Here is a 16255-nt window from a genome sequence, read left to right as displayed (position 1 = left end):
ACTAGGGGTTTCGTCACCCTGTGGGAGGCCCGATCCCCCGGGCGATGGCGCCGACAGGCGCCCGTTAGTCTTGCCGCATTTTTCCTGGCCCATCCGAGGAGGCCCTTGGCCTCCATTCGCCCGGCAGAGCCGGCCTCCCATAATTAACCCCGTGCCATTCGAGGCAGAGCCGGCTTCCCACAATGAACCCCGTGCCATTCGAGGCAGAGCCAGCCACGGTTGACTTGGAGGCTCAGGCCGCCTCGCGGGCGTAGAGCCGGCGCGCCCGCCACAGGCTGAACATGAAGAGCAGCGCGCTGGTGAGCATCGAGGCCGCCAGGGAGAGCACAAAGACCAGCATGCCGGGTAGCTGCCCCACCCCGAGATAGCTGATGGTGCAGAAGGCGAGCAGGCTGAGCATTCCCCGCTGGGTCATGCTCACCGTCATGCGCGCGACCGAGGCTCCGTAGCGCTCATGCAGCGCCCAGGCAATGGTCAGGATGCCGGCGGGGAACCCCATGATCACCCCGGAAAACTCGGGCCCCGCCCGGGCCCCCAGGGTGGTGGCCAGACTGACCACACCGCCGGCCAGCAGGCCGCGCAGCAGCAGATCGAGCCAGCCCGAGCTCGCCACCACCACCGGCTGTTCCAGGCTGAGCCAGCGGTTGATCCCCTCGGCCACCACCAGCACCGCCAGATAGGCGCCGAGCGACCACGCCAGGCCCCCGGGGAGGTGCAGCGCCAGCAGTGCCGCCGGCAACCACACCAGGCAGGACAGCCCCAGGCTCCTGAGGGCCGAGAGCCGCTCGGCGGTGATCACGAAGCAGACGGTGAACAGCAGGGTCGCCACCAGCGCATGCAGGGTCGAGAGCACCGCCTCCTGCACGAAGGCCGGTTCCTGCTCACGCAGGATGAAGAAGTATCCCGGCCCCAGGATCACCGGGGTGCCGGCGAGAATTCCGCCGAGACGCGGCCCCACCCGGGCCACCGCCAGGGCCACCAGGATCACGATGCCGGCGGTGGCCAGTAGCTTGAACAACATCGGCTGCAGCATGGGCCGCATCACCTCCCTGTGACAGGTGCAGAAACGACGCCTGATGCTACCCGCTTTCCCGCAGAGGCGACAGTTCGGCCACCTGGCGCGGATTTCGCGGATAGAAGCGCTCCGGCTGGGACTCGACATGCGGGAAGAATCGCGTGTCCTTGTAGGGCATCTTCATGAAGCCGGAGATCCCGAGGCCTTCGATCAACCCCACCGCGGCCAGGATATCTTCCAGGCGCTGGCGAAATTCCGCCTCGCGAGAGGGATCCAGCAGCCGGTAGTAGCTGTGGATCTTGAGGTGGTGAGGCAGCGCCTCGAAGATGATCATGCCGGTATGGTGGATATCGTTGAGCGCTTCCAGCGAGACGATGATGGTCTCGGGCAGGACCAGAAACTCCTCCGGGTCGGGGCCATCCTCGAAGTAGCTATGCAGACGGCTGCGATCCTCCAGCTCCGGCACCGCACTGACCTCGTAGCGCAGCTGCATGCTCGGGTCGAGCACGAAGGGCTGATCCGCCGCCTCCCGCTCCAGGTGCAGGGTGTCCCGGGCATTGAACAGGCAGCTCTTGAAGATGCCCTGGCGATAGATGGCCCGGGCCAGGTTGACCATATTGTTCACCGCGGCGATAAAGGCAGGCTTGAGCGCCGGGTCATGCAGGTTCAGGGTGGTATCGATATAGACCCCGTCGCGCTCCCAGCGCACCGCCAGCCCGCCCACCACCGGATAGCGGCCGAGGCGACTCACCGCGGCGAGAAACGCCTTCTCGGTCTCCCCCATGCCCTGCATGAAGTTCTTGTAGTAGCGGTCGAGCTGCACATCATTTACGTCGTTGAGGGTCTCGGCGACCCCCTCCTCGCGCAGGAAGGCCTTGCGCGAGCTGTAGACCACGGTGTCGATCTCGCGGCCGGAGGGGCGGGTCCAGACCGGCACCAGCGGCAGCTCCGCCGGCTCGGGCAGATCGATCATCACCGTGCGCGCCATGCGAGGCATCTCGCGGATAAAGTGATCGCCGGCCCTCATGCGCAGGCGAGGGTCGGGGTCGAGCATGCCATCGAGCATGCGTGCAAACTCGACCGGCAGCCCCAGGGAGGTGGCCGGGATGGCGTGATGACCGAAGCGGCAGGACTGGGCCGAGGCCAGGGCATAGAGGGTGCCCGCGGCCCCCTGCTCATCGAAGCGCGGCGAGGAGAGCGCACCGTTGAGCTGCTCGTCGCCGATAAAGTAGACATCACCCAAGCGGGCATTGGTCTGCTGAAGGTTGTCCGACATCAGCTCCATGACACTGGCGGCCACGAACTGTTGATTGGCATCGAGCTGGGCGAACACCGAGGAGCCCCAGTCGATCAGGGCGATGGTCTCGTCCCGCGCATCGAACACCAGGTTGGAGGGTTTGATATCGCCATGCACGATCGGCTTGCCCGCCGGCCCCTTCTCCTGACGCAGGTTGCGAAGGATATCGGCGAGCTGGTCGGCGATGCGCACGACCAGCCTGGGTGAGAGACGCCCCTCGCGCAGGGAGACCTCCTCAAGGTTCCACCCTGGCGCCCGCTGCATCACCAGGATCGACTGGTTGCGCACCCGCTGGTAGGCGATCAGCCCCGGCACCCGCGGATGGGCCACCTGCTCGAGCATGAAGGCCTCCTCCTCGAGGCGGTCCTGCAGATGCTGCGGCAGAGTGATCCGGGTGAACTTGAAGACGTACTGATCCCCAAGGGCGGTGACGCCGGCAAAGACGAAGCCATAGGCCCCCTTGCCGATCAGCTCGATATCTCGATAGCCCAGCCGTTCGAGCTTCTCCTGACACAGCGCCACCCACGCCTTGAGCTTGCGGGCATCATCCTGACTGAGCAGATAGACCGACTGCTCCTCGGGAATATAGAACTGCTGCAGCGGCGCCTGGGTCATGAAGGTATCTCCTGTTCAGGCCCTCAGGATCTGTCCCTGAGTCCCCAGGTATTTTGAAACCAATACTCTACTCTCTGTTGTACGACGATCTCACCCTTGAGTAGGTGGATCCGGGTCGCCTGCCGGCATCACGATGGTGGTGTCGTGAGCCACACTGACAAGACGACGCGTGAGTGTAGCCTCTTGGCATGATTACGTGGGGATTTCCTCGGGGACTTTCCCTGGGTGTCCGGGACGGTGTCAGGCTACCATGGCGTCGCACTTTTCCTTGCCGGAGAGAACGCATGCCCGATATTCGTCTGCGCATCGAGCTGCTCGATACCGATCCGCTGGTCTGGCGCCGCGTGGTGGTGCCTGAGCAGATCAACCTGCACCGTCTCCACGAACTCATCCAGGATGTGATGGGTTGGGGGGATTGTCATCTCTACGAGTTCGAGTGTAACGGCCGCTACTACGGCGTGCCGGACGAGTGGAGCGATAGGCCCATCGCCCTGGCTCGCAATGCCAAGCTCAAGGCGATCGCGGCGCGGGTCAAGGAGAATGCCTTCCACTATCTCTACGACTTTGGCGACGGCTGGGAGCACCGTATTATCGTTGAGGCTACGGGGATGGAGGAGCTCGACCCCTGCCCGAGATTTATCGGCGGCGCCATGGCGTGCCCACCGGAGGATATTGGCGGCACGGTGGGCTATGCCGCGTTGAAGGCGGCCGCCACCGGCGAGCAGGATGCGCACGGTCAGGAGCTGCTGGAGGGGCTCGATGGGGAGTTCGACCCCGAAGCGCTGGATGAGGAGGAGATCGCCGACATGCTCGAGCCCTTCCAGGCGGGCTTCCGGCGCTTGGGGGAAGCACCGAGCGAGCCACGCCAGGCGCTATCGAAGCAGTCACAGGGCCTCGATATGGAGCAATCGCTCAAGGCGCAGGGTATCCACAATATCGAAGAGCTGATGCAGGTTCTGCAGGGCGAGATCGACAGGAACCGCCGATGATTCACACGAGATAGGAACAGCTCCCTCGCGGGGACAGTCCCAGACCTGGTCGGTGCCGCCGAAGGTGGTGCCATGGCGTGGGACGGTCACGGCGATTCTGGCAGGGTTGCCACTGCTGTGTGGGCCACCGACAATCAAGACAAACAAGCGGGCCTAGGAGCAGCATTGGGTATGAAGGAGTCACTGGAATCAATTAGCGAAGTGCTGACACATATCGATGATCTTGATTTCGCGGTCTTGATCGGTAGCCGCGCCAGGGACGATGCCCACCCCGGCAGTGACTGGGATATCGCCATCCAGTGGAAGAAGGACAGTGTCCCAGCCCTGGAAGTCTTGTCACGCAATGAACGGCTCAGATCTGAACTGGCTCAGCGCCTGGGCTGTAGACCGGACGATGTCGATATCATTGACCTGATGCGAGCTAACTTGACGATGCGTGCTGTCGTTGCCGAAGAGGGCATTCCCCTGGCCGGAGAGAACGATCTGCCATGGATGCGTTTTTTGAGTCGCACCTGGCATGATCTCGAGCACTGGTATCTGGAGCAAGAGTATGCGGTTTGATCTCTATTTAGCGGAAACTCGCCAGCTGGCGGCACGGCAGAGTGCAGTTCTGGATCAGGCTGCAGCACTACTGGACCGGGGGCATATCCTGAGCCCACTGGAGGAGAACGGAGTTCTGCACAGTCTGCAAGTACTCACCGAAAATGCCATTGGCAAAGCGAAACATACCCTCAAGGCCATGGATGAACCCGTGCCGGTCTCCGCCTACGATGCCTTCAAGACACTATCGATTCTCGGCCAGGTCGATGCCAGCGACCTGCCGACATGGAACGCCGTGATTGGACTAAGGAATCGTATCGTTCACGATTACCTGAACCTGGATATCGAGATCGTTCTCGGCCTGGTGGCTGAGCGAAAACACCACTTTATTCGTGACTACCTGATGGCCGAGATAAGCGATAGCTAGCACCGTCAGGGACGGCCCCCTGTCGGGGACTGTCCCAGCCGTAGCGCTCCTCCAGGACAGTCCCCGGCCATGCCGCTCACTCACCACGGAGGACGTTGCCGGCGACAACACCGCCGCCCAGGGCTGCCGGCACCGTCAGCCGAGGTGGAGCAGCATGCTCTCGGGATCTTCCAGATAGCCCTTCCAGGCATTGCAGAAGCGCGCGATGGTGCCGCCATCGATGACCCGATGGTCCCCCGCCCAGGTCACCGTCATGATCGCCCGCTTGACCACGCGATCCTCGGCATCGAAGCGTGGCAGCCACTGGGTCTTGCCGATGGCGACGATGGCCAGCTCCGGGGCGTTGATGATGGGCGCGGCATAGGTCCCGCCCAGCGCACCGATATTGGAGATGCTGATGGTGCCGTCACGCAGATCCTCCTGGGCCACCTTGCCCGACCTGGCCGCCTCGGTCAGGCGCTGCACCTCGGCCGCCACCTCGAGCAGGCTGCGCCGCTCCACGCCCTTGACGTTGGGCACCAGCAGGCCCGTTCGGCTATCCACCGCCATGCCGACGTTGACCGACGGCAGGTAGTGGATCTCGCTGACGTCGTCATTGAGCCGGGCATTGAGGATCGGTGCCTCACGCACCGCCAACGCCATCGCCTTCATGAAGAAGGGCATCAGTGTCAGGCGCGCGCCTTCGGCCTGGGCCAGTGGCTTGAGGCGTTCACGTAGGGCCAGCAGCGCGGTGACGTCGATCTCCTCGCCATACTGAAAGTGCGGAATGGTGCTGGCCGACTCCACCATGCGCCGGGCCATCACCGCACGCACGCCACGCAACGGCTCAACCCGCACCTCTCCCTGGGAGGACGCCGAAGGAGCCGACGAGGCGGACGAGGTCGCCTGTGAGGCCGCCGACGCCTTCTCGCGGGAGGCGCTTGCCGCGCCCTGCCCAGAACTGCCCTGCTCAAGCCCGCCCTGCTCGAGATAGTTGAGCACATCCTCCTTGAGCACGCGCCCCTGCTTGCCGCTACCGGGCACCGCTTCCAGGGAGAGGCCATGCTCGCGCAGCAGGCGACGCACCGCCGGCGCCGCGGGAATGCGTCCATAGGGGCCCTGGCCCTGCACGCCCTCGGTGCCGCCGGACGACGTTTCGCGCATCGGGGCGCGCTCGGCGGAGGCCGCCGGGGTTGACGGCTGCCCGGCCGCAGCGCCGCTCTCCGCATCCTCGCCGACGCCCGCCTCCGGCGTGTAGGCGTAGAGCGGTGCATGGACCTTGGCGATCTCGCCCTGGGCCACATGCAGCTTGCTCATCACCCCCGCCTCTGACGCGGTGATCTCCACCAGCGCCTTGTCGGTCATCACATCGACCACCGGCTGGTCCTCGGCGATGGCCTCACCCTCCTGGATGCGCCACTCCACCACCTCGCACTCGACGATACCCTCCCCGATATCGGGGAGGATAAAGTCCTTCGTCGCCCGCCCCCGGGACGCGGGCGCCGATTCGGGAGTGGATGATGCTGCGGTGGATGGTGCCGCGGTGGATGGTGCTGCAGTGGACGCCGATGCCGCCGACGGCTCTTCTGCTGGCTCACCGCCGACTGATGCCGTCTCCGTCGAATCGGCACCCTCCGCCTCGTAGGCGAACAGCGGGGCATGCACCTTGGCAATCTCCCCCTGGGGCACATGCAGGCGGGTGATGCGTCCGGCCTCGGGGGCGGTGATCTCGACCAGCGCCTTGTCGGTCATCACCTCGACCACCGGCTGGTCCTCCTCGATCACATCGCCTTCGGCCACGCGCCACTCCACCACCTCGCACTCCACGATACCTTCACCGATATCGGGCAACATGAAATCGCTCATCTCGTCGTCTCCTCGACTGATCGCTTCCGATATCGGCTTCAGAAGGCCACGCTGGCCTTGATCGCCTCGAACACCTTCAGGTGATCCGCCAGATACTCCTTCTCCAGGGTCAGCGGGAAGGGAGTATCCATGCCGGTCACCCGGGCGATGGGCGCTTCCAGGTAGAGGAAACAGCGCTCCTGCACGGTCGCGGCGACTTCGCCGGCGAAGCCACCGGTCAGCGGGGCCTCATGGGTGATCACCAGGCGCCCGGTCTTGAGCACCGACTCCACCACGCTGTCCTGGTCCCAGGGCAGGATGGAGCGCAGGTCGATCACCTCGCAGGAGATCCCCTCCTTCTCGGCAAGCTCCACGGCACGCTCGATCACCTCCATCTGCGCCCCCCAGCCGAGCACGGTGACGTCGCTACCCTCCCGGGTCACCTCCGCCTCGCCGATCGGCAGCTGGTAGTCCTCCTCGGGCACCTCGCCGGTGGAGGCGCGATAGAGGCGCTTGGGCTCGAAGAAGAGGACCGGGTCGGGGTCACGGATCGCCGCCAGCAACAGGCCCTTGGCCTGGTAGGGGTTGCGCGGCACCACGATCTTGAGCCCTGGCGTATGCGCGAAGTAGGCCTCCGGGGACTGGGAGTGATAGAGCCCGCCGGAGATGCCGCCGCCGTAGGGCGTGCGGATGGTCAGGCCGCCCACATTGAAGAGATCACCGGAGCGGTAGCGGAACTTGGCCGTCTCGTTGACGATCTGGTCGAAGGCCGGAAAGATGTAATCGGCGAACTGGATCTCCGCCACCGGCACCGAGCCCTGGGCCGCCAAACCGTTGGCGAAGCCGATGATGCCCTGCTCCACCAGCGGGGTATTGAAGCAGCGCGAACGGCCATACTTCTCCTGCAGATGGCTGGTGGCACGGAAGACGCCACCGAAGATGCCGACGTCCTCACCGAAGCAGAGGACCCTGTCATCCTCCGCCATGGCGATATCGAGGGCGTTGTTGATCGCCTGCAGCATGTTCATTGTCGGCATCTCACTCCCCCTCCTGGGCGTGTGCGTCGCTGGCCTCATCACGCGCCTTTACATCCGGATCCAGGGAGCGCGCCCCCTTCGGATAGGCCTCGGGATACTGACGGATATGGCGCTTGAGCTGGTCGAGCTGACGCTGCAGCGTCGGCGTGACATCGGCGTAGACATCGCTGACCAGGCTGTCCAGCGGAGGCGGCGGCCGCTTCTCGGCACGCTTCATCGTCTCGAGCACCTCGCGACGCAGCGACTCCTGAAGCGCCTTCTCCTCGTCGTCGTTCCACCAGCCCTGACCGACCAGCCAGTGCTGCATGCGCAGGATCGGATCCTTCTCTCGCCAGGCCTCCTCCTCCTTCTTGGAGCGATAACCGGAGGGGTCATCCGAGGAGGAGTGGGCCGCCAGGCGGTAGCTCATCGCCTCGATCAGCACCGGCTTGTTCTGCTCCACGGCGATCCGCCGCGCCTCGCGAGTCGCGGCGAGCACCGCCAGGATGTCGTTGCCGTCGACGCGAATCACATGCATGCGGTAGCCATAGGCCCGCGGCGCCACGCCATCGGCAGCGAACTGCTCGATGGAGGGCGTCGAGATCGCATAGCCGTTGTTGCGACAGAAGAAGATGACCGGCGCCTCATGCACCGCCGCCATATTGAGCGCGGCGTGGAAGTCCCCTTCCGAGGCGGCGCCCTCACCGAAGAAGCAGAGCGTACAGAGCTCATCCCCGGCCAGCTTCTGACCATAGGCGTAGCCGGCCGCCTGGGGGATCTGGGTGGCCAGCGGCGAGGAGATCGTCATGTAGTGCAGCTTGCGTGAGCCGTAGTGGATCGGCATCTGCCGACCCTTGCCATAATCGAGCTCGTTGCCGAACAGCTGGTTCATGAACTCGTCATAGCTGAAGCCGCGATAGACCAGCGCCCCCTGCTCGCGGTACTGGGCCATGATCATGTCGGCATCATCCAGGGCCGCCGTGGCGCCGATCACCGCCGCCTCCTCGCCGGTGCACTGCATGTAGAACGAGAGGCGTCCCTGGCGTTGAGCCGCCATCATCCGTTCATCGAGCACCCGGGTGGCCACCATGCTGTGGTAGATCTTGAGGGCCTGCTCGCGGGAGAGCTCGGGGGCCTCGCCACCGTCATACAGGGTGCCATCCTGCTTGAGCAGACGGAAGGTGGGAATCGAAAGCTCGTCGCCGGTCAAAAACGTCGGCGAATGGATCTCTTGTGTCGTTGTCATCTTGGCATCCTCTACCCCTTGTGGGGGTAGTGTTGTCGCTTGTCTCGACCCTCGCCAGGAGGATCACTCCCGTGGGATCAACGCAACCCAAGGTTGACGTTAACGTAACCTGACAAGAACCGACACCCACAAAGGATTCACCTTTGGTCGCATGCAGCCAGACGATTTCACTGGCGACCTGACAGCAGACGGGCAAAAAAGCTATCTACCGTCAGCGCCAGCAGACCGATCAACAAGGCCCCCTGAAGGATATAGGCGGTATTGCCATTGACGATACCGGCGATGATCGGCGCGCCGAGATTGCTCGCCCCGACGGTCGCCCCCAGCGCCGCGGTGGCGATGTTCACGGTCACCGAGGTACGGATACCGGCCAGGATGACCGGCGCCGCCAGCGGCAACTCCACCTGCCATAGCCGCTGGGCGGCGCCCATGCCCATGCCCCGTGCGGCCTCCTCGACGCCCGGGTCGAACCCCTCCAGGCCCGCCAGGGTGTTGCGAACGATCGGCAGCAGCCCGTAGAGCAGCAGCGCCACGATGATCGGCCAGGTGCCGAAGCCAAGCACCGGCACGGCCAGGGCCAGTACCGCCACCGGCGGAAAGGTCTGGCCCATGGAGGCGACCTGGGCCACCAGGGGCAGGAAGTCGCGCCCGGCGGGACGGGTCACCAGGATCGCCGCCCCGACGCCCACCACCACCGCCAGGCTGGAGGCGATCGCCACCACCTGCAGATGACGCAGCAGCAGGGTCAGCAGGTCGGCCTGGGGGTAGAGGACCCGGCGCGCCTCGGGCTCGCTCCAGCGCAGCAGCGGCTCGAGCCACTCGCCCCCCGCGGCCAGCACCAGCAGCAGGACCAGCCAGGCCAGCGGCGCCGCCCAGCGCTTGAGGCGGTTCGCGCTCACCTGTCACGACCCTCCGCACGGACGACGCCGACGATGCCGCGCAGCGAGATCTCCCCCACCGGCATGTCGTCGTCATCCACCACCGCCAGGCGCTCGACGCGCTCTCGGAACATCACCGCCAGGGCCTGGTGCAGGGTCGCCTCCCGGGCGACCCTGGCCTGGGGCAGCAGCCGCGGCGAGAGGGGGCGCATGCGCTCGACGACCGGCGTGATGGCCGCCTCCTTGAGGCCCCGGTCATCGCCCCCCAGCAGCGACGCCACGAAGTCATCGGCCGGCGCCCGCAACAGCTCGAGTGGACTGCCCTGCTGGACGATGCGCCCCGCCTTCATGACCACCAGGCGGTCGGCCAGGGCCAGGGCCTCATCCATGTCGTGGGTCACGAAGACGATGGTCTTCTGCAGGCGTGCCTGCAGGTCGTGCAGTTCGACCTGCAGCCCCTCCCGGGTGATCGGGTCCAGGGCGCCGAAGGGCTCATCCATCAGCAGGATATCGGGGTCCGCCGCCAGTGCCCTGGCCACCCCCACGCGCTGGGCCTGGCCGCCGGAGAGCTGGGCCGGATACTTGCCGGCGAACTGCTCGACCGGCAGGCCCAGCAGCGCCATCAACTCCTCGACGCGCTCGTTGACCCGGGCGGCCGGCCACTTGAGCAGCCGCGGTACCAGGCCGATATTGCGCGCCACGCTCCAGTGGGGAAACAGCCCCGTGCTCTGGATCGCATAGCCGATCCGCCGACGCAGTATCCGGCCGTCGAACTCGCGAATGGGGCGGCCATCGATATGGATCTCGCCACCATCATGCTCGATCAGGCGGTTGATCATGCGCAGGGTGGTGGACTTGCCGCACCCCGAGGTGCCCACCAGAGCACACAGCTCGCCTCGGTTCACCGTCAACGAGATGGCATCCACCGCCGTCTCGCTACCGAAGCGCTTGGTGACGCTCTTGAGTTCGATCATGGGGTGGCTCCCGTGGTCTGACCGGAGCGGTGATCCAGGCGCCGCGTCAGGGCGCCCAACAGCGCATCGACGGCCAAGGCCATGGCCAGGATCGGCAAGGCGCCGAGCAGCACCAGATCCATGGCCGCCTGGCCCAGGCCCTGAAAGATAAAGGTGCCCAGGCCGCCGGCGCCGATCAGTGCCGCCACGGCGGTGAGGCCGATTGCCTGGACGGTGGTAATCCGCACCCCCTCGAGCACCACCGGAAGTGCCAGCGGCAGGCGCACCTGGCGAAAGACCTGGCCGCGGCTCATGCCCATGCCACGCGCCGCCTCGAGCACGCCGGGCTCCACCCCGGAGAGGGCAACGAAGGTGTTGCGCACCATGGGCAGCAGGCTATAGCCCAGCAGCGCCAGGAAGGCGGGCGCCCAGCCGATACCGCTGACGCCCAGCGCGGAAAGCCAGTCCAAACGGGCCGACAGCCAGGCCAGTGGCGCCAGCAGCAGGCCGAACAGCGCCAGACTGGGAATGGTCTGCAGGAAGTTGAGCAGCGCAAAGCCCAGGCGTTCGACCCGCGGGCTCTGACGCATGGCCAGGGCGATGGCCGCCCCCAGCAGCAGGCTCATGCCCACGGCACCACCCACCAGCAGCAGATGCTGGACCAGGGCCTCGCCGAAGGCCTCTCCCCGCCCCGCAAGCTCCTGCCGTAGCGCCAGCGACTCGAGCCCCTTGCCCGCCAGCCACCAGCCGGCCAGCACCGGCACGATCGAGAGCGCCAGCCGCCAGCCGGCCAGCGCCAGCCGGGTACGCAGCTCGATCAGCAGCAGCGAGAGCCAGAACAGCATCAGCCACCAGGCGGCGCCGATCCCGACCCGGGCCTGGGGCAGCCCGGGATCGAGGTGTTGCTGCGCCATCAGCGCCAGCCATAACGGCAAGGCCGCCAGCAGCAGCAGGGTCAGGGCCAGCGCCACTCGATAGCCTGATCTCGTCGGTCGCCAGGCTACCGCCAGCAGTCCCAGCAGCGGCAGGCAGCTCACCATCGCCAGCGGCCAGCCCACGGCCTGGGCAAGCGGATAGGCGGTGCCGGGCATGATGCGGTTGGGCGCGATACTGCCCAGCGGCAGCCACAGCCAGGTGATCAACGCCATCAGCGTCAGCGACAGCACCACGCGATTGATCGGCGCCTCCCTGCGCGGCACCCGCTTACTCCTTCAACTCGGCGAGGAAATCGGCGGCCACGTCGGCCGGGGAGCGTCCGTTTACCGCCACCTCGCCATTGAGACGCTGTAGGGTGTCGAGATCCAGCGCCGCGAAGAGTGACGCCAGCAGGTCATCGATCTCCGGCCAGGCCTCGAGCACCTCGCTGCGTACCACGGGGGCCGGCTGGTAGATCGGTTGCACCCCCAGGGTGTCCTCCAGCACCACCAGATCCAGCGCCTTCAGGCCACCATCGGTGCCGTAGGTCATGGCCGCATTCACGCCACTGGTCTGCTGGGCGGCGGCACGCATGGTCGAGGCGGTATTGCCCCCGGAGAGCACCAGCAGCTGGTCGTCACCGAGCTCGAAGCCATAGGCCTCCTGGAAGGCGGGCAGGGCCTGCTCGGACTCGACGAACTCGGCACTGGCGGCCAGCTTGAACGTCTCGCCCTCCTCCAGATAGGTCGCCAGATCCTCCAGGGTGGTCAGCCCATGGTCGCGTGCCAGCTCCCCCCGCACACTGATCGCCCAGGTATTGTTGGCCGCCGCCGGCGCCAGCCATGTCAGGCCATTCTCGGCGTCTCGTTCACGCACCGTCTCATAGGCGGCCTGGGCATCGTGCCAGACGTCACTGCCGGTCATGTCGAAGAAGAAGGCGCCGTTGCCGGTGTACTCGGGATAGAGGTCGATCTCGCCGGCCAGCAGCGCCTCGCGCACGATGCTGGTGGCTCCCAGCTGCAGCCGCTCCTCCACCTCGACGCCACCCGCCTCGAGGCGCTGGACGATCAACTCACCCAGCACCGAGCCTTCGGTGTCGATCTTGGAGGAGACCGTTACCGGCTCCTGGGCCTGCAGAGGCGTGGCGCCGAGCGAAACCGCGGCGGCGATGGCGGCGAGGGAAAACAGGGGTCGTTGCATGACGGAATACCACCTGACGGATCATGGATGTACCCTGAGTATAAGAAAACTCGGGAATACCTGCAGCCCATCGCCGCCACCGCACACTGCGCCAACGCACAGGATACTGGCATGCCTACCGACGCTCAGCCCTTGCTGGATCGCTGCCACCACCCGCTGGTGCGCGATCTGGCGTGGCTGCTGCTGGCCCCCGATCTGATCGCCATGCCCTGGCCGGGACGCCCGAGCCGGGAGCAGCTGGGCCTGGAGGATGATGACCGTGCCGCCGACTGGCTGGATAAGTTGGAGGCCTGGCCCCAGGTACTGGAGAGCCAGGTGGGCGACGCGCTGCTGGGGCGCATGGGGCTCTACCATGAGCGCCTCTGGCAGTTTCTGCTCGACACGGCACCGGGCACGCAGTTGCTGGCCCACAACCTGCCCATCCTCGACGGCAAGCTGACGCTCGGCGAGCTTGACCTGCTCTACCGGTGCCAAACCGAGGCGTCGATCACCCATCTCGAGGTCGCCATCAAGTTCTATCTCGGGCTGAAGGAAGGCCCGGGGGACGACCACGCCCAGGCCCGCTGGATCGGCCCCGGTGGCGCCGACAGTCTGGCCGGCAAGCGCGAGCACCTGCATCGCCACCAGCTACGGATGACCGAGCGGCCCGAGACCCGTGACGCCATCAAGGCCGTACTGGAACAACATGGCGACCGTGCAGGGGCGCTGCCGAGTCTGACCAGCCGAGTCGCCATGCCCGGCGTGCTCTTCACCCCCTGGCACCACCCCCTGCCGCCCCCGAGAGAGGCGACCCGGAACCACCTGCAGGGTCTCTGGCTGCACTGGCACGACTGGCATCGCTATCGCGACGGCCTGCCCCGCGGCACCCGAGGGCTCAGGCTTCACAAGCCGCACTGGCTTGCCCTGCCCCGCCCCGAGCACCTTAAGCCGCTTCGGGAACTGGAAGCCCAGCTTATCGCCTATTTCCGAGCGCCTGCCCCGCCACTGCAGATCGCCCTGTGGCACCCCGAGGCCGGCTGGAAACGCCTGTTTATCGTCGCCGACGACTGGCCGCGCCAGATCCCGCTGCCGCCACCGCCTATTGCACCACGGCCTTCGCTGAGCGGCATGTCGGAGGCTCCCCAAGGGTATCCACAGTGAGCCCTATCCCTAAAGGCGGATAATGTGCAAAAATCCCCTATAGAGGATATACTCCATATTATCCGCTTAAAGGGGTAAAAATGAAGATCACCTCCCCGGACATGCTTTCGCATGCCCTGAAGAACGCGAGGCGAGAGCGTCATCTGACACAACACGCCACCGCTGAGCTGGCCGGGATCAAGCAGGCAACCGTATCCGGGTTCGAGAACCACCCAGAGCGAAGCCAGATCGAGACTCTCTTCAAGCTACTGTCGGCGCTGGAGCTTGAGCTGTACGTTGGCGAACGCGACCCGGCAGGTGGCATCACGGGGGGTGACGAGGGCTGGGATCAGGAGTGGTAGACTTGACGAGTCTGACCGTCGCGATGAATGGGATCGAAGTCGGGACCCTGAGCCAGGACCGCTCTGGCGCCATGACTTTTCGATACCGGCCGGAGTGGCTCAAGCGCCCCGGCGCCCGGGCCATCTCTTTGTCGCTGCCACTCACCATGGCAGCGTATCGGGGTAAGGCCGTCTACAACTTCTTCGACAACCTCCTCCCGGACTCGGAGGCAATACGCGGTCGCCTGCAGGCACGATTTCAGGTCCCTACCCGTCACCCGTTCGACCTGCTTGCCAGCATCGGCCGCGACTGTGTCGGCGCGATCCAGCTCTACCCACACGACATGACGATGCCTGATGTGCGGCGCGTGGTCGCCGAGCCGCTGGATGAGCGCGCCATCGAGGCCCTGCTGGTGGGCTACCAGGACACGCCGCTGGGAATGGGTCGGAATCAGGACTTCCGCATCTCACTGGCGGGAGCTCAGGAAAAGACAGCCTTGCTCTGGCACCAGGGAACATGGCAGCGCCCTGCAGGCAGTACGCCGACCAGCCATATCTTCAAGCTGCCGATCGGCTTTCTGGAGCACAGCAATATCGATCTGCGCCACAGTGGCGAAAACGAGTGGCTTTGCCTTCAACTGCTGAAAGCCTTTGGAGTGCCCGTGGCAGAGGCCGAGCTCGCACGATTCGGCGCACAACAGGTACTCGTGGTCGAGCGGTTTGATCGGCGCTGGGCAGAAGATGGCTCATGGCTCATGCGTCTCCCCCAGGAAGATTTCTGCCAAGCGCTGGGCGTGGCCCCAGCACTGAAGTATGAAAGCGATGGTGGTCCCGGCATCCATGCCGCCCTGCGGCTGTTGCGCGGCTCCCAGCAGGCAAGACTGGACCAGGATCTCTTCTTCAAGGCCCAGTTACTCTTCTGGCTATTGGCCGCTATCGACGGCCATGCCAAGAACTTCAGCCTCTTCCTCGAGCCGGACAGCGCTTATCGGATGACGCCGTTATACGATGTCATATCGGCCTACCCTCTCATGCGCCAGGGCAGCATGGCACCCGAGAGAGCCAAGATGGCAATGGCAGTGAAGGGCAAGAACCGACATTACCGCTGGGCAAGGATGGAGCCGAGGCATTTTGTCCATACCGCAGATCAGGCTGGATTCTCGATTGAGCGAGTCACCGCCATGATCCAGGAGATTGCCGAGCGGGCCGATACGATCGTCGCTGATGTCGACGGCCGCCTGCCTGCCGACTTTCCCGCGGCCACCAGCGAACCAGTTTTCGAAGGTATTCTCCAGCAAACGGCAAGGCTGAAGGCTTTTCTCGCATGAGCGAGATCGCATGTCTGCTCCCCGCCCCAAGGGCTGAGGCACCAGAGGCGGGGAGCGACGTCAACAGCTGTCTATGAGACTTCGCGCCCAAGGAACTGCCGGTCTCGGCTAACACCCTGGGTGGGCAGTGTCAGAGCGAGCTGTAATAGGCCGCCAGGTCGGCGATATCCTGATCGCTCAGGTTGGCCGCCTGGGGTGTCATCACCGCGGCCATGCCACCGGCACGCTGCCCCTCGCGATAGGCCTTGAGGGCGCTCTCCAGGTAGGTGGCGGACTGCCCCGCCAGGTTGGGGTAGATACCGGCGGTCCCCTGGCCCTCGGCATCATGACAGGCCACGCAGGTAGCGATCTTCTCGCTCCCGGCCTCGGCATCGCCGGCGGCGCTGGCCGAGCCGGAGAACGCCGCCACGGACAACAGCAGCACCGCTGCCGATCCTCTAACGTGCTTGTTGATCATCACCCTTTCCTCATCGTCTGACCGGATCATGGCGAGGTTCGCCACAAGGCCACTATTTAACGCCAAGGCTCCTTGTATACAAGACGCCTCCCCCT

At 65.4% G+C, this 16255-nt stretch carries 16 protein-coding genes and 1 pseudogene; 6 read left to right on the top strand and 11 right to left on the bottom strand.

Features of this window, described 5'->3' with window-relative positions:
* Window positions 1-232: 232 nt before the first annotated feature.
* Both E0702_RS00270 and E0702_RS00265 read right to left on the bottom strand, forming a co-directional pair.
* Window positions 233-1033, bottom strand: a complete 801-nt coding sequence (locus E0702_RS00270; RefSeq protein WP_132040963.1) for a hypothetical protein — start codon at window positions 1031-1033, stop codon at window positions 233-235.
* Window positions 1034-1079: 46 nt separating this feature from the next.
* The gene (locus E0702_RS00265) at window positions 1080-2927 is read right to left on the bottom strand and encodes a protein kinase domain-containing protein (protein WP_132040962.1); all 1848 of its coding nucleotides are present in this window, start codon (window positions 2925-2927) and stop codon (window positions 1080-1082) included.
* 284 nt (window positions 2928-3211) lie between these two features.
* Between E0702_RS00265 and E0702_RS00260 the strand changes: the two genes are divergently transcribed.
* The 3 genes from E0702_RS00260 to hepT all read left to right on the top strand — a co-directional run bounded on the left by E0702_RS00260 (window position 3212) and on the right by hepT (window position 4883).
* Window positions 3212-3916 carry a plasmid pRiA4b ORF-3 family protein gene (locus E0702_RS00260; RefSeq protein ID WP_132040961.1) on the top strand — a complete coding sequence of 235 codons (705 nt, stop codon included), beginning with the start codon at window positions 3212-3214 and terminating at the stop codon, window positions 3914-3916.
* A gap of 171 nt (window positions 3917-4087) precedes the next feature.
* Window positions 4088-4477 carry a type VII toxin-antitoxin system MntA family adenylyltransferase antitoxin gene (gene mntA / locus E0702_RS00255; RefSeq protein ID WP_132040960.1) on the top strand — a complete coding sequence of 130 codons (390 nt, stop codon included), beginning with the start codon at window positions 4088-4090 and terminating at the stop codon, window positions 4475-4477.
* The gene (gene hepT, locus E0702_RS00250; RefSeq protein WP_132040959.1) at window positions 4467-4883 is read left to right on the top strand and encodes a type VII toxin-antitoxin system HepT family RNase toxin; all 417 of its coding nucleotides are present in this window, start codon (window positions 4467-4469) and stop codon (window positions 4881-4883) included. Before mntA ends, hepT begins: the two co-directional genes overlap by 11 nt.
* Before the next feature lie 135 nt (window positions 4884-5018).
* Here the strand turns inward: hepT and E0702_RS00245 are convergent, their stop codons facing one another.
* From E0702_RS00245 to osmF, 8 genes and pseudogenes are all read right to left on the bottom strand, one after another.
* On the bottom strand, window positions 5019-6329 hold the full coding sequence (locus E0702_RS00245) for a 2-oxo acid dehydrogenase subunit E2 (RefSeq protein ID WP_439952319.1): 1311 nt from the start codon (window positions 6327-6329) through the stop codon (window positions 5019-5021).
* A 240-nt stretch (window positions 6330-6569) separates the two neighbouring features.
* A pseudogene (locus E0702_RS21725) lies at window positions 6570-6716 on the bottom strand (biotin/lipoyl-containing protein); the annotation flags it as partial.
* Between the two features lie 50 nt (window positions 6717-6766).
* A complete protein-coding gene (locus E0702_RS00240) occupies window positions 6767-7744 on the bottom strand; it encodes an alpha-ketoacid dehydrogenase subunit beta (RefSeq protein ID WP_132040957.1) in 978 nt (325 codons plus the stop codon).
* Window position 7745: 1 nt separating this feature from the next.
* Window positions 7746-8969, bottom strand: coding sequence for a thiamine pyrophosphate-dependent dehydrogenase E1 component subunit alpha (locus E0702_RS00235; protein WP_132040956.1), 1224 nt, complete (start codon window positions 8967-8969; stop codon window positions 7746-7748).
* 167 nt (window positions 8970-9136) lie between these two features.
* Window positions 9137-9868: an ABC transporter permease gene (locus tag E0702_RS00230; protein WP_240721625.1), complete on the bottom strand. Its 732-nt coding sequence runs from the start codon at window positions 9866-9868 to the stop codon at window positions 9137-9139.
* On the bottom strand, window positions 9865-10821 hold the full coding sequence (locus E0702_RS00225) for an ABC transporter ATP-binding protein (RefSeq protein ID WP_132040955.1): 957 nt from the start codon (window positions 10819-10821) through the stop codon (window positions 9865-9867). Before E0702_RS00225 ends, E0702_RS00230 begins: the two co-directional genes overlap by 4 nt.
* Window positions 10818-11999, bottom strand: coding sequence for an ABC transporter permease (locus E0702_RS00220; RefSeq protein ID WP_306766888.1), 1182 nt, complete (start codon window positions 11997-11999; stop codon window positions 10818-10820). Before E0702_RS00220 ends, E0702_RS00225 begins: the two co-directional genes overlap by 4 nt.
* 4 nt (window positions 12000-12003) lie before the next feature.
* On the bottom strand, window positions 12004-12915 hold the full coding sequence (gene osmF, locus E0702_RS00215) for a glycine betaine ABC transporter substrate-binding protein OsmF (protein WP_132040954.1): 912 nt from the start codon (window positions 12913-12915) through the stop codon (window positions 12004-12006).
* A gap of 111 nt (window positions 12916-13026) precedes the next feature.
* Between osmF and E0702_RS00210 the strand changes: the two genes are divergently transcribed.
* The 3 genes from E0702_RS00210 (at window position 13027) to E0702_RS00200 (ending at window position 15703) form a co-directional block, all read left to right on the top strand.
* A complete protein-coding gene (locus tag E0702_RS00210; RefSeq protein WP_132040953.1) occupies window positions 13027-14055 on the top strand; it encodes a DUF1853 family protein in 1029 nt (342 codons plus the stop codon).
* A gap of 80 nt (window positions 14056-14135) precedes the next feature.
* Window positions 14136-14396, top strand: coding sequence for a helix-turn-helix domain-containing protein (locus E0702_RS00205; RefSeq protein WP_132040952.1), 261 nt, complete (start codon window positions 14136-14138; stop codon window positions 14394-14396).
* Window positions 14397-14398: 2 nt separating this feature from the next.
* Window positions 14399-15703, top strand: a complete 1305-nt coding sequence (locus E0702_RS00200; protein WP_132040951.1) for a type II toxin-antitoxin system HipA family toxin — start codon at window positions 14399-14401, stop codon at window positions 15701-15703.
* Window positions 15704-15833: 130 nt separating this feature from the next.
* Here the strand turns inward: E0702_RS00200 and E0702_RS00195 are convergent, their stop codons facing one another.
* On the bottom strand, window positions 15834-16160 hold the full coding sequence (locus tag E0702_RS00195; protein ID WP_132040950.1) for a c-type cytochrome: 327 nt from the start codon (window positions 16158-16160) through the stop codon (window positions 15834-15836).
* Window positions 16161-16255: the final 95 nt, after the last annotated feature.

It is taken from the genome of Halomonas marinisediminis (assembly GCF_004347715.1).
Lineage (GTDB): Bacteria > Pseudomonadota > Gammaproteobacteria > Pseudomonadales > Halomonadaceae > Halomonas > Halomonas icarae.
Note: the sequence above shows the minus strand (reverse complement) of the source record. Positions and strands in the feature narration are given on the sequence as shown.